This window comes from Psychromonas sp. SR45-3, assembly GCF_014163575.1.
In the GTDB taxonomy this organism is placed as follows: Bacteria; Pseudomonadota; Gammaproteobacteria; order Enterobacterales; family Psychromonadaceae; genus Psychromonas; species Psychromonas arctica.
In genome coordinates this window covers 1-20,051 of record NZ_JACJDP010000011.1, presented here as the reverse complement: position 1 = coordinate 20,051, position 20,051 = coordinate 1, and the positions used below count along the sequence as shown (strand labels likewise).

Genomic DNA, 20,051 nt, shown 5'->3' with positions numbered 1-20,051 from the left:
GATTAGTGACTCCCAACATCAATAAGCGTCACACTACCATCTTCATTAACTTCTGCAATCTTGCCTTTTGGTTCAGCCATAAATAATAACGTCACTAAACCAATAAATGCAGTCACTGCAATCACGTAGAAAAATGTTTGGTAATCAACAAAAGATAAGATAGTTAAGTAGACAACCGCACCCACATTACCATAAGCGCCTGTCATACCTGCAATTTGTCCTGTCATACGACGTTTAATTAGTGGCACAGTCGCAAATACAGCACCTTCACCCGCTTGCACGAAGAAAGAACATAACATAGCAGCTGCAACCGCTACCCATAATGTCCAACCACCGTTGATTTGTGCCATTAATAAGTAACCTAGTGCTAAACCTGCCGTCAGGATAATCAGAGTCGATTTACGACCAAATCTATCTGAAAGCCAACCACCACCGGGACGAGATGCTAAGTTCATGAAGGCATAAGCAGAGGCCACCATACCAGCAACAACCGGTGTTAATTCAAAGGTTTCTAGGAAGAACAAAGGTAGCATTGAAACAACGGCTAATTCAGAACCAAAAGTAGCAAAATAAAGAATGTTTAATACCGCAACTTGTTTGAATTTATACTGATGTAATTCAGGTACAGGTGTTGTAAAGATTGATTTATTAACTTTCCATACTTGTGACCATTCATACAGGTATAAAGCTAATAATAAACCGTAAATAGTATAGCAAACAGTGTCAGTGATCATACCCACATTAGAAGGTGAAAGCTTCCAAGCTAATAATGCTAATGCAGCATACATAGGGATTTTCATCAGTAATAATAAGAAGAAATCACCTTTAGAAGTCACTTCCATTGCAGTTAAATTAGCAGGTTTAAAGTATGTCGCCCCTTTTGGGGTGTCTGTTACGTTTGCATAAAAGATAAAACCAAACACTAAGCTTAATAAACCAGTAACAGCCATTGCATAGCGCCATCCGTCATCACCACCAAATAATAAAGCGATCGTTGGTAATGAGAACGCAGCAGCCGCACTACCAAAGTTACCCCAACCACCATAAATACCTTCAGCAGTACCTAGCTCATTATGTGGGAACCATTCAGAGACCAAACGAATACCAACAACAAAACCTGCACCAATGAAACCTAGTGCAAAACGCGATATGGCCGCTTGCATAAAGTTTTCTGAAAAAGCAAAAGTGAAACAAGGAATTGAACATAGGATTAATAACGCTGAATAGACAATTCTTGGTCCATATTTATCTGTTAGCGAACCAATAATGACACGGGCAGGAATAGTGATTGCAACGTTAAGGATCAATAGTGTTTTGATTTCTTCACTACTTAATCCAAGGGTTTCTTTTACTGCATGCAATAAAGGAGCGAAGTTAAACCAAACTGCAAAAGTGATGAAAAAGGCCATCCAACTTAAATGCAGTGTTTTCATTTTTCCCTGAAAAGAAAAAATATTAAAATTACTCTTACTCATATATATCCTGTCTGTCTTATGCAAAAGCTTAATGCGACATTAAGCTTATTAACGTTAACTTATTAACTATAAAAGGTTCGCTTAGCTGGCTTCTTTAAGCTGAATATGATCGTTTTCAATGCGAACGTTAAAGGTTTTAAGTTTATGTTCTTCAGAATCTAAACATTCACCCGTCACTAAGTTAAAACGTTGTTTATACAAAGGTGATGCGACATAAGTGATGTCTGCTGTTGAACCTATGATGCCGCGCGATAACACGTTTGCTTCACCGAATGGGTCAAAGTTATCAACGGCATAAACACTGTTACTTTGTTTACATAAGAATATTGCAACTTGTTGTTGATTAAATAGAGCGCAAATACCTGCATCAGGTGTTAAGTCATTGAGAGGACAGATATCCGTCCATGTTGTATCGTTTGATTTAGCTTCCATGTTTTGCATCCTATTAGCTTAACTCTTTGATTAAAATTTCTTTCTTAGAAGCAGGGAAACGTTGTTCCCTCTCAACTTTGAAAGCAAGGCCAGTATCGGCTTCAGTACTATTGATATAGTGTTTGAAACGTTTTAGTTTTTCTGGATCTTCAATCGTTGTTTTCCACTCACATTGGTAGTTCTCAATGTTAGTTTCCATTTCAGCTTCTAATTCAGTCGCAATATTAAGAGAATCGTTAATTACAACCTCTCTTAAGTATTCAATCCCACCTTCCATATTCTCTAACCACACTGAAGTACGTTGTAGGCGATCTGCCGTACGAATGTAGAACATATAGATGCGATCCACATAAGTGCGTAATTGCTCATCGCTTAAATCAGAAGCAAATAAATCACCATGGCGAGGGCGCATTCCTCCATTACCGCCAACATATAAGTTCCAGCCGCTATCCGTTGCAATTAATCCAAAGTCTTTACCTTGTGCTTCTGCACATTCACGGGTACAACCAGAGACACCGAATTTAACTTTATGAGGAGAACGTAAACCTTTGTAACGATTTTCAAGATCAATCGCGAAACCGATACTGTTTTTAAGCCCGTAACGACACCAAGTACTACCAACACAAGATTTAACGGTACGTAACGACTTGCCGTATGCATGTCCTGTTTCAAAACCTGCATCAACTAACTTTTTCCAAATAGCCGGTAATTCATGCAACTGTGCACCAAATAGGTCAACACGCGCACCGCCGGTAATTTTGGTGTAAAGGTCAAACTCTTTAGCGACTTGCCCGATAACAATCAAACCATCGGGTGTTATTTCACCACCAGGAATACGAGGCACAACGGAATAGGTACCATCTTTTTGCATATTGCCAAGGTAGTTATCATTAGTATCCTGTAAGCCTATGTGCTCATCTTCTAATACATAAGCATTCCAGTAAGACGCTAAAATACTCGCTACTGCAGGTTTACAAATTTCACAACCAATGCCACTTCCACACTCAGCGAGTAAAGCTGAAAATGTTTTAATTTTTTTAACACGGATAATGTCAGCTAGTTCTTGGCGTGAATAAGCAAAATGCTCACAGATATCTTTTTTAACTTCAAAACCAAGGTTTGATAATTCGTTATCTAACACTTGTTTAGCGAGGGCAGAACAACCACCACAACCTGTGGTCGCTTTAGTCGACGCTTTTAGCTCCCCCATGCTGCAACAACCTGCTGCAACCGCATTTTTGATGTCTCCTTTAGACACATCAAAACATGAACAAATAGCAGCCGTATCAGGTAACGCATCAACGCCCATCCCCGCATCTTCTTCACCACCTGATGACGGTAGAATAAGCACACTTGGGTTAGCAGGCAGTTTCATATCATTTAGTTTTAATTGTAATAACGTGCCGTAAGCTTCAACATCCCCTACTAATACCGCACCAACCATTTTTGTGCCGTCAGCTGAAACAATTAAACGCTTGTAAACTTGTTCAATTTCATCGTGATAAGTATACGACTGTGCACCCGGTGTTTTACCGTGCACTTCACCAATACTGGCTACGTCAATACCTAACAACTTCAATTTAGTACTCATGTCTGCACCGGTAAATTCAGAGTCTGAATCTCCATGCATGTGTGCTGCAGCTACTTTTGCCATTTGGTAACCAGGCGCTACTAGACCGAATATAAAGTTTTCCCATAACGCACACTCACCAATCGCGTAAACATCTTCAACACCTGTTTCACAATGGTTGTTAATAACGATACCGCCACGCTCACCAATGGGAATACCAGTTTTACGAGCGAGTTCATCTTGAGGGCGAATACCCGCAGAAAAGATGATCATGTCGGTTTCTAAATGCGAACCATCAGCAAAGTTCATTCTGTAACGCGAGGTTGTACCTGCAACGATTTCTGTGGTCGCTTTTTCAGTATGTACGTGTACACCTAAGTCTTCGATTTTGCGTTTTAATAATGCACCACCGCCATCATCTAACTGAACAGCCATTAAACGTGGTGCGAATTCAACTATATGTGTTTCAACACCTAAATTAACCAATGCGTTACCCGCTTCAAGCCCTAATAAACCGCCACCAATAACAACACCTGTTTTGCTGGTTTCACCGGATTGGGTGATTGCTTCTAAATCATCGATGGTACGATATACATGACAATGCTCTTGGTCATTGCCTGGAATAGGTGGAACAAATGGGTAAGAACCCGTCGCTAATACTAATTTATCGTAGCTTTCAACGCGGCCACTTGCCGTAATAACATTTCTGTTATCAAAGTCTAAATCAACAACTTTATCGTTAAGGACAAATTTGATGCCATTTTCTTGGTAATAGGCAGCATCTGTTAATGCAAGGTCTTCGGCTGTTTTGCCTGAAAAGAAATAACTTAATTGGACACGGTCATATGCAAGGCGGGACTCTTCAGAAAAAGTAATCACCTCATATTTGGACTCATCAGTACCGATAATGGTATCGATAAACTTATGGCCTACCATGCCGTTTCCAACCACAACAATGCGCTGTTTACTCATAATTGTTACTTCCTTTAACTTCTATTTTGTAGTGTTAACTTATTGCTTATGTGCATAAGCTGTAGATATAAGCATCTGAAGTAACCTTTGCAAAGGCGAGGCCAATTACAGAAATCTAAAAAACAAAAATTATTAACTATATAATTTCAATTAGTTACGATTAAAAACAAGGAAATTATTAATTTTTTGACAGTGTTTTTGATGTTTCATTGTTAAATAAATGTAAAGAAACAGTGCAAGATGCGCTTTTTTGGTGCGTTTTTCACAAGAGAAATCATAAGGCCTTTTTTATTTGCGCCATCAAAGTACAACTGAATATCTCTTAACTATTGATTTTAAAGTTAAAAGCTAGCTTTTTAACGTTCATTTAAAAATTACCACATAGTTGGTGTGCTCTTTGCTCCATATATAGGCATAGATATAGATATTCAAAGAGTAGAGAGAACAACATGACCCAAGAAAAGAGCTTATGGACTAAATCAACCTGTGCGTATTGTGGTGTGGGCTGTGGCATTGAAGCAAGTATCGGCGCTAAAGGTGAATTAAGCATTCGCGGCGATCAATCACACCCAGCTAACTACGGAAACCTCTGTTCTAAAGGATTAGCGCTAGGTGAAACCGTGAGTCATGAAGGTCGACTATTGCACCCTTCAATTGATGGTATTGAAACTGACTGGCCCAAAGCATTACAACATGTTGCTTCAAAATTCTCACAAGCGATTGAAGAATATGGTCCAGATTCAGTGGCTTTTTATGTATCAGGTCAACTCCTCACTGAAGATTATTATGTTGCGAATAAACTGATGAAAGGGTTTATTGGCAGTGGTAACATTGATACCAATTCACGACTATGTATGTCATCAAGTGTAGTTGGCCACAAGCGTGCTTTTGGTAGTGATACTGTGCCCGGTTGTTATGAAGATCTTGATACGGCAGAATTAGTTACTATCACAGGGTCCAACCTTGCATGGTGTCATCCCGTTTTATTTCAACGCTTGAAAGCTGAAAAAGCCAAGCGTGACAATCTATTTATTGTGGTTATCGATCCACGTGAAACAGATACCTGTTCGATTGCAGATTTGCATTTAGCTATTCAACCAGAAACTGACGTTGCATTATTTAATGGCTTATTGACTTACCTCGTTGACCATAAAAAAATTGATAATGACTATATTCAGCAACATAGTGAAGGATTTGAAGCGGCACTTAAAAGTGCCCAAGAAGATACGCCAAACATTACTCAATTAGCGACCAACTTAGCGCTAAATAAACAAGACTTAATCGTATTTTTCGAGCACTTTGCTAACACCAAAAAAACACTGACTGTTTACTCTCAAGGTGTAAACCAATCAACGCAAGGCAGTAATAAAGTAAACAGTATTATTAACTGCCATATTGCCACTGGCCGAATAGGCAACCCCGGCATGGGCCCTTTCTCAATCACAGGGCAACCCAATGCAATGGGAGGCCGAGAAGTGGGCGGGCTTGCGAATACCTTGGCAGCACATATGGAATTTGGCGACCAAAAAACCAATCAACTAATCAGTGATTTCTGGGAAACAGATCAACTAGCCACCAGCCCAGGATTAAAAGCAGTCGACCTATTTGAAGCAATGAATGAAGGCAAAATAAAAGCAGTTTGGATCATGGCAACCAACCCTGTAGTGAGCTTACCTAATAGTAATAAAATTATTGAAGCCTTAAAAAAATGCCCAACGGTTATTGTGTCAGATTGCATGGCTGAAACAGCAACAACACAGTACGCAGATGTATTGTTACCAGCGCAAGGTTGGAGTGAAAAGTCAGGCACCGTCACCAACTCTGAAAGACGCATTTCAAGACAACGCCGTTTATTACCGAGCCCAGGTGTTGCCAAACCGGATTGGTGGATTATTACTGAAGTGGCGAAGAAAATGGGGTTTGCAAAGGCATTTAACTTTCTTCATGAGGGAGAAGTTTTCTCTGAGTTTACAAAAATGACCACGTTAGACAATGAAGATGGTTTATCACGTGACCTTAATTTAATTGGATTAACAACGTTAGATGCAAAGGGATATAGCCAATTAACACCTCAACAATGGCCAGTCACTGAATTACAAACAGAAAATATACATCAACGCTTATTTGCTGATAAACAATTTTTCACCGCTTCTAAGAAAGCCCAATTTATTGCAGTTTCACAGTTAGCAACGAGCATTAATGTAAAAAGCGAACCGCCTAAACAATCTCAATACCCTTTAATCTTAAATAGTGGCCGTATTCGAGACCATTGGCATACGATGACTCGCACCGGTTTATCAAGCCGATTAGGGGCACATATAACAGAACCTTTTGTTGCAATACACCCAAATGATGCAGAAAAATTACAGATAAAAGATAACAATTTGGTGGCGATCAATAGCCCTCAAGGTACAATGTTAGTGAGAGCTTTACTCACTAAGCAACAAAATATAGGGCAAATTTTTACGCCAATTCACTGGAATAGTCAAACGGCTAAAAGCGCTAATATTTGTAATTTAGTCAGTGATGATAACGACCCTATTTCTGGACAACCAGGTTTTAAATCCACTCAAGTGAATGTTAAAAAATGGCATTATCGTAGTGAAGCAATGTTGTTAACTCGTGAGCCTTTAGTCCTTAATGAGTTTGATTATTGGGTAAAACAGAAAGTTGAAAAAGGTTACTTATACCGTATTGCAGATAATCGTTCACCTATAGTGTTAGCTGAAAAATTACAAAGCCTGTTAAATAATAAACAAGGTAAAACACTGCAATTTTCAAGTACCGATCAATCCCAACAGGCTATTCATCGTTATGCTTTTGTGCAAAATGCACAACTTAATAATGCTTATATTACCTCTGAACAGCTCACTACACAGTCATTAGATTGGCTACAAAGTGTGTTAGATCTTCCACTTGATAGTAGTATTGAATTAACCTTAATTTCCGGCATTGTAGAAGGGAAACTAGCGCAAGGTAAAATAATTTGTGCTTGTAAACAAGTCGGCATCAACACTATTACTGACGCGATTTTAGAAGAAGGTTGTCAAACACTTGATAGCATAAAACAATGCACTGGTGCAGGAACAGGTTGTGGTAGCTGTTTACCTGAAGTAGAAAGTATTTTGGCCGATAAATTGGTTGTGACAACACAGCACATTGAAGTTGAGGAGTTTGTTGCTTAATTATTTTTTTATATGCAGTACAAATTAATCAAGGCTAATAGCACATTTTAGTATTTATTAAGCCTTATTTTCCTTCGTGCCCTCTGTGTAGCGAAGCGGCTTCGTGGTAAATAGCTTCTTTCTGACTTTTCAATAGCCACAAAAAAAGCGATCAATGATCGCTTTTTTAAATGTAACTGAATTGGCAGCAACTATTTATTAATATCAACTAAGGTAAAGTCCATTGTACAAACGTCACCAAATTTAACCGTAGACTTAGCACCAACTAACACTTCATGCACCCCAGTGATAGCACCAGAACAACATAAAGAGCCAGCAGGTAATGTAATACCGCGCTCAGCACAACAATCAATCATGAAAGCTAATGCAGCCATTGGGCCATTTAAAATACCATCGGTAGGAGCAGTATTAATTAGTTGGTCATTAATAGTAACGCTCGTTTGCATGTTAGCAATGCTATTTTTCCAATCACTAATAGCGCTGCCCACTACCACACCGTATTGGTTACCAATATCTGCAATGATTGCCGTTGGACCATAACTATTTAGGTCAACAACCGGGCTACTTGCAATTTCGATACCTGCGTAAACACCCTTAACAAGATGCTCAACACCGTCTGCAGTATTAATGCTACCTGGAGCGATATCTTGATTAATCTCAATCACTAACTCAGCTTCAATAGCAATAAAACCACCAGCAAACACTGGTAATTCAAACATTTCACCTGTTGCTTGTTGCTCATTTAAAGGCACGTGTACATTTTTAAATATAGGACCAATAATACGCTCAGCACCCATTTTTTCACGTAGTTCAGATGGAACCATGCCTACTTTCCAGCCAACAATCGGTTGCTCAGAAGCACTAACTGAACCATCCTGAACAACATACGCTTCTTCTAATGTACTTGGGATAGGGCCAGGAAAACGGTCTAAAATACGAACATCTTTACGAGCACTAGAAAGTGCGTGTGCTAGTTCACTGATTTGCTCACTAGTTAAAGGGGTAGCTGACATAAAATACTCTCACAATAGTTTCATAAATTTATGGTGATGGCGGCAACAAGTAAGTGCAAACTTGAGCCCTGAAAAATCAGTATAAACGTCCTATAACAGCAAACAAAGGGATAATTAGCTGTTTAACTAGGATTTTGATTGAGATCTAAGATTCAATGACTTATGAGAAAAAGAGTGATAATTAAACAGGTAAAAGGAATCATTTAGATAGGTTGTGCAAGGAGCGATTCGATTTTAAGTCATTTAATGAATTAGATTGAAAATTCTACTCAGCGAAAGGTCAATTTATAAAAAAGATCTAATACCTGAATTTTATAGTTCGTATTTATTTTATACTTTGTTATATTATAACAAATAAATTGTTATGTTGTAACAAAGCAATAATTTAATGCTAAAACATTATCGGTGGGAAGAACATGATTAATCTAACTAATTTATGCTTTGCTTGGCAGAAAAAAGACATTATTAATATTAAAGCATTAAACATTAATAAAGGCCAACACCTCTTTATTGAAGGCCCGAGTGGTAGTGGTAAAAGTACATTATTAAATTTATTAGGCGGAGTGTTAACACCACAAAGTGGCGATGTAAGTATTCTGGGACAATCTTTAAATGCGCTATCTTCCAGTCAAAAAGACAGTTTTAGAGCCAATCATATCGGCTTCATATTCCAACAGTTTAATTTGATCCCCTATTTAAGTGTGTTAGATAACATCACTTTACCTTGCACCTTCTCAAAAGCCCGAAAAGAAAAAGCGCTAAAGCACAGTAAAAGCTTAAATGAAGAAGCCATTCGTTTATTAGCCGCGCTGGGTTTACACGATTCAGAATTATTACAGCGCAGTGTTAATGAACTCAGTGTTGGACAACAACAACGAGTGGCCGCGGCCAGAGCGATGTTAGGAAGCCCTGAAATAATTATTGCTGATGAACCCTCCTCTGCATTGGACAGTGATCATCGCCAAGGTTTTATTAAAATACTATTTGAAGAGTGTCAAAAAGAGAATATTACCCTTATTTTTGTCAGCCACGATGCCGATTTAAAACATCACTTTACGCATAACATTAATTTACAACAGCTCAATCAGGTGAACTTCAAGGAATCGATATAATGGCGATTTTATCATTAGCATTCAAAAGCTTACTTAACCGTAAACTGACCTTTTTTATTACTCTGTTTTCTATCGCAATCAGCGTCACTTTATTGCTAGGTGTTCAAACCTTAAAAACAGAAACCAATAATAGTTTCATGAAAAGTATTTCTGGTACTGATTTAATTATTGGTTCTCGAGGCGCTTCTTCACAATTATTATTGAGCTCAGTTTTTCATATTGGTAATACTACCAATACCATTAAATATGATACTTACCAGACAATCAGTGAGTCCCCTGCAGTCGAATGGTCTGTGCCAATTTCATTGGGTGATTCTCATCATGGCTATACCGTAATGGCTACTGATTTGAGTTTCTTCGATTATTTTAGCTATGCGAATAAACAACATTTAAAGGTTGAGTCAGGAAAAATAGATGATGATATGTTTGCAGTTGTTATTGGTTCAGAAGTCGCTAAAAAATTAAATTATAAAATTGGTGATGAAGTTATCGTCACACATGGCGGTGGTGAAATAGAAGGACATCATCATGACAATATTCCTTACTTCATCAGTGCAATTCTATCCCCTTCTTTTACCGCTATAGACCAGTCTCTTATTATTTCATTGGAAGCAATGGAAGCAATGCATACCGATAACCACGGTCATTTTGGTGCTTTACCTGGTGAAACCCTATTAGCTTCTGGTCATACTGTTCACGATGGACATGACCACGAAGATGTAAATCATGAAGAACATCATGATGAAGCTACTCACGATGAGCATGACCACGAAGATGCAAATCATCAAGAACATGACCATGAAAAACATCATGGTGAAGCCACTCACGATGAACATGACCACGAAGATGCAAATCATCAAGAACATCATGGTGAAGCTACTCACGATGAACATGACCACGAAGATGCAAATCATCAAGAACATGACCATGAAAAACATAATGGTGAAGCCACTCACGATGAACATGACCATGAAGATGCAAATCATCAAGAACATCATGATAAAGCGACTAATGAAAGTCATCGTGATACACAGGAACAACGTGTTGCTAGGTTATTAAAGATAAAACCAGAGAATATTAATGCAATCTTTGTCGGTTTAACATCCCCACAAGCCGTATTAGGCATGCAGAATTATGTTAATAACTTTCAAGCAGAGCCATTATCAGCGATTATTCCTGCGTTAGCATTACAAGAGCTATGGCAATTTTTTAGTCTCGCAGAAATGGCGTTAAACATCGTAACGGTGTTTGTTGTATTAGTAGGCTTATTAGGTATGTTAAGTATTATTCTAATGAGTTTAAATGAACGTCGTCGAGAAATGGCCATCTTACGCTCAGTGGGCGCGAGACCAGGTCATATCTTTGGTTTGATTATTGGTGAAGCCGGTTTTGTATGTTTTGCAGGGATAGTACTCGGTGTCGCATTGCTTTATTTATTACTTGCGGTGTTACAAGCCCCCCTTGCCTCTTATTATGGGTTTTATATTGACATCAATATGCTAACGTCTAATGATCTACTTATTTTAACTGTAATCCAAGGTAGTGCTTTATTGATTGCACTTATCCCTGGCTGGCTGATCTACAAATATTCATTATCAGATGGAATGAGCATTAAATTTTAGGAATAAGCATGAAAAAATTTTTATTAATACCATTTTTAATCATCTTAACGTCTATGGTTCAGGCCCAACCGATGCAGATCGGTTGGCAAGACTTGCAGGGAAAAGTTGAACCTTATCAAGACCCTTTTTCTGCTTTAACAGATGATCAACTTTTTAATCTATCTGTTTATGGCCGTATTACAGAGATGCAAACCTTATATCCTTCATATGAGATAACTGATGCAATGCTCAAAGAAGCTGAAGAAGCTAAAGCTCAGTTAATAAAAGAAAATATTAATATTGAGTATATGTTTGAACAGCGCGATATTATTATGAAAAAGCGCCAAAAAGCAGCCCTAATTACTAATGACTTGTTAGCCAATAGAGAAATACAAATGTCTGGTTATATGTTGGCGCTTGAGTTTGATAATGGGACCGTATCGGAGTTTTTACTGGTTCCTACCATTGGGGCTTGCTCACACAAACCAGTGCCTCCGGCGAACCAACTAATATTCGTAAAAGCAGCAACTCCTGTTAATGCGGGATCTCCTTATATGCCAATAAAAATAACGGGCACGCTACGAGTCACACCGGAAGTTAAAGATCTTTATTTAGTTGATGGTAAAAAACAAGTGCGTATGGCTTATAGTATAGAAGATGCCATCGTAGAACCATTTATTGCAACGCATTAAATTTGGTAACAAGTTAACACTCAAAACCGTGGCGGAGTAACTGCCACGGTTTTGAAACAATTGAGATTCCGATTAGCAACTAATAGCAAATTTAATAACGAGTCAGTAACTAATTTAACCTAAGCTAATCTAGCCTAGTTACACTAAACCCCTTACCTTTTAATTTACTTAAATCAACCATCACATTTTGACTGCCTACACCATGTACATTACATTGCGCACTCACCACTACCTGCATCAATGCTTTAGGCAACTTGATATTGCATAAACTGCGTGTAAAAGGCTGTTCGTTATCATGGGGATGTGCCAGCTCTAGAATAGCCAATACATTGCCTTTTAAGTCAGTTATTTTCCAAGCATCTGCATAATGCTGCCAACCTTGGTCGTTATGCCTCACTTTAGTATTAAAGCACCAACTGTCATCTTTGCTTTGAATAGCATTTACATTTATAACTTGTGCAAATTCTAGTGATGAGGGAAAAGGATCCAATGGCGTTTCAGCTGCAAATACCACAGAAGTAAAAAGCCCTAATACCAATAATTTTTTCATTCCTCCTCCCATCAATATGTCGTTTTTATATGCTAACGGCAGATAATGCTGGCTGTGCATTAGTTAATTAAGCAATAAGCAATTAAGGCATTAAACCAGTTACTGGTCACTCATCTACAGGTTAATCATTATTAATCCTAGAAAATCAAGTTAGCATAAAATTGGATTTTTTTTAAACAAATAAGATCTTTAAAAACAACATCTACGTATACAACATATATAAAACATAACAGAGCGAACGATAGCACAATTGCACCCAGCAGCGAGCTACAGAATATTTACCCTGACATTCTTGATCTATTAGGTTCGATTTACTAAATATGAATAGGCAGATGACTATCAATACAAGTTTTTTGAGGAGAAATTTATCACTTTTAAATATTTTGACAGCAGTGATTTTAAAGCTATGCCAGATAGGGATAGAGCGCGGTTTATTAATAGCTTATCCGGCTTTAAAAGTGCCAACCTAATAGCAACACAAAATGCTGATGGTAACAGCAATGTGGCTATCTTTAGTTCAGTTGTTCATCTCGGAGCATCGCCCGCATTAGTTGGCTTTGTCATGCGCCCTGACAACAATGATAGGCACACATTAGATAACATTATCAATACCTCTGAGTATACGATCAACCAAGTATCTGCTGATTTCTATCAACAAGCACATCAAACCTCTGCTCATTATACTAAACATCAAAGTGAGTTTGAAGCAACGGGGTTATCGACACATTTTATCGATCCTATAAAAGCACCTTTTGTGAAAGAGAGTGTTTTAAAATATGCCGTTGAGTTAAAGGAAATAATCCCCATCCCACTCAATAACACACAGTTTATTATTGGTGAGATAAAGCTAGTTGTCTGTGCTCATGATGCGATTCAAGAAGATGGTTACATTGATATCGAACAACTACATACTACCTCGATATCTGGATTGGATAGCTATCATACTAGTCAGCGTCTATCTCGCTTAAGCTACGCTAAACCCAACAAAAACAATCGTAAATTAAGTGTCAACGGTGAACCGTTATGAACGATATAAGCAAGGCTGAAAGGGTAAACAATAGCAAAAAAGCAGATAAGGGAGTTGAAAAAACATCAACTTCCTTAGGTTACTTAGGGTTATTACCCTTCTGTATTTGTTTATTGCTTAGCCAAATAGTAAATAACGAGCAACTAGAATCTCACTATTTTATTGTTTCGATACAACAAGCTTTTGTTTTTTATAGCGCCATTATATTGAGTTTTATATCCGGCACGTTATGGCAAAAGCAAGCATCGAAAAGACAGATTAAGTTACAAGTACTCAGTAATATATTTTGTTTAATTTCCTTCGCTTGTTTATTACTACCTGCTTTTCATGCGCTAATTATTTTGCCTACCGCTTATGCAGGGCTGCTGTTGGCAGAATACTTACTCCGTTTTCAACAACAAATAACATTAACAGCAAGCTATATAAAAATGAGGCTAATACTGACACTGTTAGTTGTTTTATCACATATTAGTGCACTTCAATTATGGTATTAACAACAGGCTATAATGGAAGAATAATAAGGATCATAATATGAGTTCGAAAAAATTAACCATTTTTTACGATGGTAGATGCCCATTATGTAGTTTAGAAATGCAAAGATTAACACAACAAGATCTGACTGATCAAATCAGTTTAGAAGACCTACATCAGGATAATTTTACAGCCCGCTTTCCTCATATTAACGTGGCGAAGGCACTGGCTATTTTACATGGTGAATATCAAGGTAAGCTATTACTAGGTTTAGAAGTTACACACCGAGCTTGGACACTAGTAGGAAAAGGGACACTCGTCGCTCCCTTGCAATGGCCGGTTATGAAGCAAGTCGCTAATGCATCTTACTTAATACTCGCTAAATATCGTTATCCTATTTCTAGCTTTATACATCGTCGCTTTGGAATAGGTATCAATACATGCGAACAAGGAACCTGTTATGAAAGACCAAACAACACTAATCATCGGCGCTAACAGTGATATTGCAAAATCGCTTGCAGTTGAAGTGATAAAAACCGAACAGTCCCACTTAATGGTGATCACCCGTGATAGTCACTTTTATCAACAGGAGCAGTTTAACAATAGTGATATTTTCTTAGTGGCCGATTATCAAGAGTCGACGATACAAAAAATAGTCACAGACTTAAATAAACAACTTACGGCACCATTATCACAGGTATTTATTTGTCATGGTTTATTACATAGTGAGCAAGTGACGCCTGAAAAACGCTTACAATCATTAACAGAAAATGCATTTAATGAAGTGATGACAGCCAATGCGCTTACTCCTATATTATGGATAAAAAATTTAATCCCAACCTTTAAACACAGGTTGAACCAAAAACAAGCCTGCAAAATCGTTGTATTTAGCGCTCGCGTGGGCAGTATCAGTGACAATCAAATAGGTGGTTGGTATAGCTATCGCGCATCAAAAGCAGCATTAAACATGTTAATCAAATCCGCGGCAGTGGAATTCTCAAGAACGGTTAAAAACGTTAAATTAATCTCTTTTCACCCAGGGACAACGGATACTCCGCTTTCTAAACCTTTCCAAAAAAATGTGCCTGAACATAAATTATTTAGCAGTGAGTTTGTTGCATTACAACTTCTAGAAATAGTAAAAAATACTAACATCGATGGCGAAGCAAGCTTTGTTGATTGGCAAGGTAAAACAATCCCTTGGTAACTACGACAAGTGATCATTAACCACTTGTCGTAGTGAACACTAATGGTATTGTCTTTAAAGAAGAAGGATACATTTAAGGTTATCTATATTTAAGGCGTATCTACTACTCCTTGTCAAAACTGTCCACCACAATTGCCCCCATTGAAGCAGGCATCGTAATCACAATAATGCGTTTAATAGCGATCAATGGGTCATCGAAGAAGGGCAACTTATTTAAGCAAAAGAGCACTAATGCGACCACTAAAGCCGTCATAATATAAGCAATGATAATACGTGAGACAAAAACTAACTTTCTAGATTGTATATCTTTTTGGAAAACACTTTCATAGGTATATAGTGTTAAAAATATAACGGATAAGGTTAATAACATTAACAGGTTAGTATGAGGTAAAGTTTCACCTAAGCGCCACGCTTCTTCAGAAAAAGAGATCGGAACAGCTAGTGCAAATGCACCTACAAATATCTGACTCGCATCTTCAAAATTAAAGCTAAATTTCATATATTTCCTAAATAACCTTAATCAACAATTAATAAAGATAGTACTTTTTGAGTATTGATAGAGCATGCAGAACACTCAATTGCTCATTATTCCTTTGCATTCGATTCTTATACTCAGTGACTTCCACTTACTTTTTTATCGATTAAACCATAAGGTAAAGCACTAAAAATATTAGGCTGTTGGGTGATCGTTGGCGCGGCATGTACTCCTTTCCAATCAAGCAACATAATCGCTAAGACATTACGATGATCCCCTTTTTTCAAATCAACTCCTCCCGTCACAGAAGGCACTAAACCCTGCTCGCGATTTAATGATTGCTGAATAACTTTTCTCGTTTTTAATACCACCGGATCATCATCCAAACCAGCCAATAAAAAGTTAATGCCAACCTCGGCAATAACATCTTCTTTTGCTCGAGCAATAATAATATCAATATTATCGCGATAGTAATCAAATACCCATTGGTAATCTTCTTCCCTAACAGAGTGTTGATAATAAGCAGATGCAGCGAGGATAATATGTGTTAATCCGTAAATTTTATTGCCAAATTGCTGTTCTGATAAACTGCTATCCATCGCATCAGGATACACCTTTCTAAAGCTACTAATAAACTCATCAACAACATCCTGCTCGCCCAGTTGTCGTAACCAGTACACTTGATTGGCTAACTGCGCAGCCCAAGCTTTGATCATAGCCTCATTGGTTGCATATTTAGTAAAATCATAACGGCGAATAATTTGTTTTAATCTATTATTCTCAAGGTGCTGTAATCCATACTCATTCGCACGGGCCATTGACCCCAGTAAATCAACACCTAAATAAAGGTACTCTGGCATCTCCTTAGTAATTTGATAACGTAACTGACTACGCTCGCTTTCCTCATCCAAATAACCTTTAATGCGCTTCTCTGCATACTTACTGATCTGCTCCTGTGTATGTACTTCGTTAGCAAAATAATTTAATCGACTAGCAACGCGCGCCATGTCCGACCATATCGCAGCAGCATATTTATTATCAAGCGTTTGTCGGTACATTCTCAAACCATAATGACCAGACTTAAAAGCAGGCAAAGTATATAAACGTGCTTCATAGGTACTACGAATCAAAGCGGCATCTTGTTCAAAACTAGGATGAAAGTTAATAACTTGTTGAGATAATTGATTTTGAACATCAACAGCGGGTGTTTTGATAGAGAGTAGTGACTCTGAACTATATACATTTACGGTAACGAGCAAAGAGATAAGAATAGAACTGGTAATATGTAAAAATCTCATACAATTTCCTTTTTGTCTTAGCTAATCAGTATTTAAATAATCGATTAACCAAGCTAATTTAAAAATACGATGACTGCGCAAGCTCTATAAAAAAACAAAGACCATTAAACGATTAATGGTCTTTCAATACAGGATAACTTATGTGTCTACGATACTATTTTTATAATAAAATATAGCTTAACGATTGAACATAATTGCTGTTCTTAACCAGCCCAAAGCAATAATGCCATGATTTGTGGCGATAAAATTCGCAAACACATTACTAAAGGATAAACTGTGGCATAAGCAAGCGCTGAAGCACCGCTAGTTGGGTGTAAACCATTAGCAAAAGCCAATGCAGGAGGATCGGTCATTGAACCAGCTAACATACCACATATCGTTAAATAGTTTATTTTAGCGAATATGCGCGCAATAAACCCCACCACAATAAGTGGAATAAACGTAATGGCAATACCGTAGCACATCCAAATTAGGCCATCACCTTCGACCAAAGTGTGCACAAACCCACCACCTGATTTAAGGCCAACTACCGCGAGAAAAAGTACAATACCAATTTCACGTAACGCAAGATTAGCACTCGGAGGCATAAACCAATACAATTTACCAATACTACCAATTCTAGCGAGGATCAGAGCAACGACCAGTGGTCCACCTGCTAGGCCTAATTTCAATGCCACAGGAAATCCAGGAATAGTAATAGGAATAGAACCAACTAGCATACCTAAGCCAATACCAATAAATACTGGCAACATTTGTACTTGTTGTAACTTTTGCTCTGCATTCCCTACCACAGCACCTACCGCATCGATTGCATCTTGTCGCCCTACTAGATTTAAAATATCACCGAACTGTAACGAGGTTGAACTACTTGGCACTAACTCAATACCACTTCGATGGAGTCGAGAAATAACCACATCATAAGTTTCAATTAAATTTAACTCTCTAATCGTTTTATTTAACACTTCATCAGCAGTCACCACTACGCGCACTGAACGTAAATTGGTACCCTTTGTTGAAAGAGATGTATCGACCACTTCACCAATTATAATACGCGCCTCATTGACCGATGCTACATCTCCAACTAGATGTAATAAATCCCCCATTTTTACGATGCTACTAGCCATTGGCACGAGCAGTTCACCATTATGTTTTAAACGAGAGCAGACGACTCGACCACTATTAATGACGGGTATGTCTTTAATCATTAAGCCGTCTAAATTTGTATTATGCAGTTCGACGTTAAGAGAGGCTAAGTTAGAACTTTTCTTTCCTGAATTATCATCAAAAGAGTCAGCTTCATCATTAATATTTATTCGGAAAAACCACCGAATAATCCACATAGTGAATAAAATACCGCAGATACCAAAAGGATAGGCAATCGCATACCCCATCCCAGTTTGCTCCAACAAATCAGCACTCACTCCAAGCTCTCCCATGATTTGCTGACCAGCCCCTAATGAAGGAGTATTAGTCACGGCACCTGAGAAAATACCTAGAATAATCGGCAATGGCACATCAAATATTTTGTACAATAGAGCTGTCACAATGCAACTCAGCAGAACCAATAAAGCGGCAAAACCATTTAATCGCATTCCAGAACTGCGCAGAGAAGCAAAGAAACCAGGACCTACTTGAATACCAATGGTATAAACAAACAGAATTAGACCAAACTCTTGAATGAAATGTAACGTATGCATATCGAGTTCAATACCATACTGAGTGGAAAAGTGACCAACAAAAATACCGCCAAAAAGCACGCCGCCAATACCTAACCCAACACCATAAACTTTCCAACTTCCTATCCATAAGCCGAGCACTGCAACCAGTGACAACATACTAATAGATAGTGCGATCTCACTCATAAAAACTCCTTTAATAAATAATAGCCAACCCGATAAAAATAGGTTCATTTAAACAAGTTGGAATCAATGAACAGAGTGAAAAGAGTGAAAAGCTAATTGATAAAAGTTATCGTTAAAAAGTAAGCAATGCCAATCAAATCAAACTAATAGGTAGCTATAATAGGTCTATTATTAATCATAATTAGCTATCTAAATCACACTTACTTAGTGCTATTTGCAAAGGGAATAAATAGATATCAAAAACAAAGGTCAGATCTCATAATTGATTTTTCATTAAATCAATAACAGACAAAGTATTAATTATTCATATATTGAATAAAAAACTTCAAGCACGTTGCGCTTAGGTCGTACATTAAACGATGTTCGTTTCTACCTATCACAATGAAGGAGGCCACTGCATAGCGCTTTGTTTTCTCCCGTATTCAAATAGGGCAAAGCGAACAAAAGCCCTAAACGAAAAAATCCCTGTAGACAGAGTCTACAGGGATTGTTCTGAATACTATGCAAGCTCGGCGATGGGTGGAGATTGCTCATGACCCATCGCTATCGCGATATCACCAGGGCACACAGAGCTTAGCCCGCTCATAAGACGATGCTGACCGCATCATTCCTCCCTATCTGTCGCACTAAAGGATGGCCACTGCGTGGCGCTTTATTTATCCCCTGCTCAAGCAGGACATCACCACCAAAAGCCCTAATCGAAAAAATCCCTGCTGACATAAGTTAACAGGGATTGTTCCGAATACTATGCAAGCTTGGCGATGGGTGAAGATTGCTCATGACCCATCGCTATCGCGATATCACCAGGGCACACAGAGCTTAGCCCGCTCATAAGACGATGCTGACCGCATCATTCACCCCTATCTGTCGCACTGAAGGATGGCCACTGCGTGGCGCTTTATTTATCCCCTGCTCAAGCAGGACATCACCACCAAAAGCCCTAAACGAAAAAATCCCTGCTGACATAAGTCAACAGGGATTGTTCGTATTAGGCGCTTGGCGATGACCTACTTTCGCATGGGGAGACCCCACACTATCATCGGCGCAGCTGCGTTTCACTTCTGAGTTCGGCATGGGATCAGGTGGTACCACAGCGCTATTGTCGCCAA

At 38.3% G+C, this 20,051-nt stretch carries 16 protein-coding genes and 1 rRNA gene; 8 read left to right on the top strand and 9 right to left on the bottom strand.

All coding sequences use genetic code 11. The features are described 5' to 3' along the window. Nucleotides 1-2: 2 nt before the first annotated feature. The 3 genes from H5084_RS08215 to nirB all read right to left on the bottom strand — a co-directional run bounded on the left by H5084_RS08215 (nucleotide 3) and on the right by nirB (nucleotide 4,449). Nucleotides 3-1,475, bottom strand: coding sequence for a NarK family nitrate/nitrite MFS transporter (locus tag H5084_RS08215; protein WP_182690140.1), 1,473 nt, complete (start codon nucleotides 1,473-1,475; stop codon nucleotides 3-5). Nucleotides 1,476-1,556: 81 nt separating this feature from the next. Continuing rightward, nucleotides 1,557-1,907, bottom strand: coding sequence for a nitrite reductase small subunit NirD (gene nirD, locus H5084_RS08210; RefSeq protein WP_028868407.1), 351 nt, complete (start codon nucleotides 1,905-1,907; stop codon nucleotides 1,557-1,559). Nucleotides 1,908-1,920: 13 nt separating this feature from the next. After that, complete coding sequence (gene nirB, locus H5084_RS08205) at nucleotides 1,921-4,449, bottom strand: nitrite reductase large subunit NirB (RefSeq protein ID WP_182690139.1); 2,529 nt, start codon at nucleotides 4,447-4,449, stop codon at nucleotides 1,921-1,923. 449 nt (nucleotides 4,450-4,898) lie between these two features. Between nirB and H5084_RS08200 the strand changes: the two genes are divergently transcribed. Then, nucleotides 4,899-7,634, top strand: a complete 2,736-nt coding sequence (locus H5084_RS08200; protein WP_182690138.1) for a nitrate reductase — start codon at nucleotides 4,899-4,901, stop codon at nucleotides 7,632-7,634. 191 nt (nucleotides 7,635-7,825) lie between these two features. Here the strand turns inward: H5084_RS08200 and H5084_RS08195 are convergent, their stop codons facing one another. Next, a complete protein-coding gene (locus H5084_RS08195; RefSeq protein ID WP_182690137.1) occupies nucleotides 7,826-8,647 on the bottom strand; it encodes a 2-keto-4-pentenoate hydratase in 822 nt (273 codons plus the stop codon). Nucleotides 8,648-9,063: 416 nt separating this feature from the next. Here H5084_RS08195 and H5084_RS08190 point away from each other — a divergent pair, with 416 nt between their 5' ends. From H5084_RS08190 to H5084_RS08180, 3 genes are read left to right on the top strand one after another with little or no spacing between them, the layout of a single operon-like run. After that, nucleotides 9,064-9,759, top strand: a complete 696-nt coding sequence (locus H5084_RS08190) for an ABC transporter ATP-binding protein (RefSeq protein ID WP_182690136.1) — start codon at nucleotides 9,064-9,066, stop codon at nucleotides 9,757-9,759. Next, nucleotides 9,759-11,381, top strand: coding sequence for an FtsX-like permease family protein (locus H5084_RS08185; protein WP_182690135.1), 1,623 nt, complete (start codon nucleotides 9,759-9,761; stop codon nucleotides 11,379-11,381). The genes H5084_RS08190 and H5084_RS08185 overlap by 1 nt, the downstream gene beginning before the upstream one ends. A gap of 8 nt (nucleotides 11,382-11,389) precedes the next feature. Continuing rightward, the gene (locus tag H5084_RS08180) at nucleotides 11,390-12,052 is read left to right on the top strand and encodes a DUF3299 domain-containing protein (RefSeq protein ID WP_182690134.1); all 663 of its coding nucleotides are present in this window, start codon (nucleotides 11,390-11,392) and stop codon (nucleotides 12,050-12,052) included. Between the two features lie 124 nt (nucleotides 12,053-12,176). On the opposite strand, the gene H5084_RS08175 is transcribed toward H5084_RS08180, so the two are convergent. Then, complete coding sequence (locus tag H5084_RS08175) at nucleotides 12,177-12,602, bottom strand: hypothetical protein (RefSeq protein ID WP_182690133.1); 426 nt, start codon at nucleotides 12,600-12,602, stop codon at nucleotides 12,177-12,179. 406 nt (nucleotides 12,603-13,008) lie between these two features. Between H5084_RS08175 and H5084_RS08170 the strand changes: the two genes are divergently transcribed. Genes H5084_RS08170 through H5084_RS08155 form a run of 4 tightly spaced genes read left to right on the top strand, consistent with a single transcriptional unit; the run spans nucleotide 13,009 to nucleotide 15,307 of the window. Next, nucleotides 13,009-13,629 carry a flavin reductase family protein gene (locus H5084_RS08170; protein ID WP_182690132.1) on the top strand — a complete coding sequence of 207 codons (621 nt, stop codon included), beginning with the start codon at nucleotides 13,009-13,011 and terminating at the stop codon, nucleotides 13,627-13,629. After that, complete coding sequence (locus tag H5084_RS08165; RefSeq protein WP_182690131.1) at nucleotides 13,626-14,123, top strand: DUF3429 domain-containing protein; 498 nt, start codon at nucleotides 13,626-13,628, stop codon at nucleotides 14,121-14,123. The genes H5084_RS08170 and H5084_RS08165 overlap by 4 nt, the downstream gene beginning before the upstream one ends. A 37-nt stretch (nucleotides 14,124-14,160) precedes the next feature. Further along, entirely contained in the window at nucleotides 14,161-14,595 is a 435-nt protein-coding gene (locus tag H5084_RS08160) for a thiol-disulfide oxidoreductase DCC family protein (RefSeq protein ID WP_182690130.1), read from the top strand. After that, nucleotides 14,561-15,307: an SDR family NAD(P)-dependent oxidoreductase gene (locus tag H5084_RS08155; RefSeq protein WP_182690129.1), complete on the top strand. Its 747-nt coding sequence runs from the start codon at nucleotides 14,561-14,563 to the stop codon at nucleotides 15,305-15,307. The genes H5084_RS08160 and H5084_RS08155 overlap by 35 nt, the downstream gene beginning before the upstream one ends. 103 nt (nucleotides 15,308-15,410) lie before the next feature. On the opposite strand, the gene H5084_RS08150 is transcribed toward H5084_RS08155, so the two are convergent. The 4 genes from H5084_RS08150 to rrf form a co-directional block, all read right to left on the bottom strand. After that, on the bottom strand, nucleotides 15,411-15,806 hold the full coding sequence (locus tag H5084_RS08150) for a DUF2391 family protein (protein WP_028868395.1): 396 nt from the start codon (nucleotides 15,804-15,806) through the stop codon (nucleotides 15,411-15,413). A gap of 113 nt (nucleotides 15,807-15,919) precedes the next feature. Continuing rightward, on the bottom strand, nucleotides 15,920-17,080 hold the full coding sequence (locus H5084_RS08145; RefSeq protein ID WP_182690128.1) for a DUF3541 domain-containing protein: 1,161 nt from the start codon (nucleotides 17,078-17,080) through the stop codon (nucleotides 15,920-15,922). Nucleotides 17,081-17,283: 203 nt separating this feature from the next. Continuing rightward, nucleotides 17,284-18,942 carry a putative transporter gene (locus H5084_RS08140; protein ID WP_028868393.1) on the bottom strand — a complete coding sequence of 553 codons (1,659 nt, stop codon included), beginning with the start codon at nucleotides 18,940-18,942 and terminating at the stop codon, nucleotides 17,284-17,286. A gap of 994 nt (nucleotides 18,943-19,936) precedes the next feature. After that, nucleotides 19,937-20,051 (bottom strand): 5S ribosomal RNA (gene rrf / locus H5084_RS08135).

Coding starts and splice junctions, on each gene's coding strand:
- nirB (WP_182690139.1), bottom strand. CDS start 4,449: ATGAGTAAACAGCGCATTGTTGTGGTTGGAAACGGCATGGTAGGCCAT.
- H5084_RS08150 (WP_028868395.1), bottom strand. CDS start 15,806: ATGAAATTTAGCTTTAATTTTGAAGATGCGAGTCAGATATTTGTAGGT.
- H5084_RS08195 (WP_182690137.1), bottom strand. CDS start 8,647: ATGTCAGCTACCCCTTTAACTAGTGAGCAAATCAGTGAACTAGCACAC.
- H5084_RS08175 (WP_182690133.1), bottom strand. CDS start 12,602: ATGAAAAAATTATTGGTATTAGGGCTTTTTACTTCTGTGGTATTTGCA.
- nirD (WP_028868407.1), bottom strand. CDS start 1,907: ATGGAAGCTAAATCAAACGATACAACATGGACGGATATCTGTCCTCTC.
- H5084_RS08185 (WP_182690135.1), top strand. CDS start 9,759: ATGGCGATTTTATCATTAGCATTCAAAAGCTTACTTAACCGTAAACTG.
- H5084_RS08160 (WP_182690130.1), top strand. CDS start 14,161: ATGAGTTCGAAAAAATTAACCATTTTTTACGATGGTAGATGCCCATTA.
- H5084_RS08170 (WP_182690132.1), top strand. CDS start 13,009: ATGCCAGATAGGGATAGAGCGCGGTTTATTAATAGCTTATCCGGCTTT.
- H5084_RS08180 (WP_182690134.1), top strand. CDS start 11,390: ATGAAAAAATTTTTATTAATACCATTTTTAATCATCTTAACGTCTATG.
- H5084_RS08190 (WP_182690136.1), top strand. CDS start 9,064: ATGATTAATCTAACTAATTTATGCTTTGCTTGGCAGAAAAAAGACATT.
- H5084_RS08165 (WP_182690131.1), top strand. CDS start 13,626: ATGAACGATATAAGCAAGGCTGAAAGGGTAAACAATAGCAAAAAAGCA.
- H5084_RS08155 (WP_182690129.1), top strand. CDS start 14,561: ATGAAAGACCAAACAACACTAATCATCGGCGCTAACAGTGATATTGCA.
- H5084_RS08140 (WP_028868393.1), bottom strand. CDS start 18,942: ATGAGTGAGATCGCACTATCTATTAGTATGTTGTCACTGGTTGCAGTG.
- H5084_RS08200 (WP_182690138.1), top strand. CDS start 4,899: ATGACCCAAGAAAAGAGCTTATGGACTAAATCAACCTGTGCGTATTGT.
- H5084_RS08145 (WP_182690128.1), bottom strand. CDS start 17,080: ATGAGATTTTTACATATTACCAGTTCTATTCTTATCTCTTTGCTCGTT.
- H5084_RS08215 (WP_182690140.1), bottom strand. CDS start 1,475: ATGAGTAAGAGTAATTTTAATATTTTTTCTTTTCAGGGAAAAATGAAA.